This window comes from Cryobacterium sp. TMT4-31 (assembly GCF_004403385.1).
GTDB lineage: Bacteria > Actinomycetota > Actinomycetes > Actinomycetales > Microbacteriaceae > Cryobacterium > Cryobacterium zongtaii.
On sequence record NZ_SOGI01000041.1, the window covers coordinates 1 to 1,091 of the forward strand.

The 1,091-nt window shown below is 64.6% G+C and carries 1 protein-coding gene; it reads right to left on the reverse strand.

Annotated features, from left to right (window positions below; all coding sequences use genetic code 11):
* Window positions 1-988, reverse strand: a 988-nt coding sequence (locus tag E3T19_RS09400) for an IS481 family transposase (RefSeq protein ID WP_134408686.1), incomplete at its 3' end; no start/stop codon positions are given.
* Window positions 989-1,091 lie beyond the last annotated feature (103 nt).

Sequence of the window (1,091 nt, forward strand, 5' to 3'; positions counted from 1 at the left end):
TGTACTGCCCAGGCAGGTTAGTTAACCGCGTGATCGGTGGCTTGCCTCCGATGGCGGTGTGGTGCCTGTGGTGATTGTATTCGTGGAGCCATGCTGGCAGTGCTGCTCGGCGGGCTGATTCGCTGTTGTAGTGGCGGGAGAACGCCCAGCCGTCGGCGAGGGTGCGGTGGAAGCGTTCGATCTTCCCGTTGGTCTGTGGCCGGTAGGGGCGGGTCTTCTTGACCTTGATGCCAAGCTCGGCGCAGGTGTCGCGCCAGGCGTGGGATCGGTATGCGGAGCCGTTGTCGGAAAGGACACGTTCGACGGTGACACCGCGCGCTTCGAACCAGGACACGGCTCGTTTCAAGACGCCGACGGCGGTCTCGGCTTTCTCGTCGCCGTGGATCTCGGCATAAGCGACCCGGGAGTGGTCGTCGATCACGGTGTGGACGAACGCTGTTCCCAGAAGCTCGTGGTGATGTCTGTTCCGGGTGGTGCCTGGGGTCGATTGCCGGTTCTTGGCTCCTTGTTGCCGTCCGACATAGCGGTGGCCGCCGCCGTCCGGGATGTTGCCGATCTTCTTCACGTCAACATGGATCATCGCGCCGGGTCTCTCGTGCTCGTAGCGGCGGACCGGCTCGCCGGTACGGACGTCGACATGCCGCAGCCTGTTGAGGCGGCAGCGGGTCAACACCGCGTGAACGGTCGAGGCCGGCATCTCGAGACGGGCGCCGATCCCAACGGGCCCGAGGCGCTTCTTCCAGCGCAGATGCACGACCTTCCGCACCAGCTCCGGGCGAGTCTTTGTGGGGCTGCGGTGCGGGCGCGATGAACGATCCTGCATGCCGTCGCGGCCCATCGCCGCGTACCGGTCGGCCCACCGCTTCGCGGTCGGCCATGACACGTGGAAGAACACCGCTGCATGGGCGACAGGCCAGCCGTCATCGACGACCAGCCTTCCGATCCGCAGACGTTGAACCGGGGTGAGAGCAGCATTAGCGTGAGACACGAGGACCTCCGGACGGGTTGGGGAACTAGACAGCTCCACCCTCCACCGGAGGTCTTCGTCATTTCAAGACGTCACACATCAACCAACGTCCCTGGGCAGTACA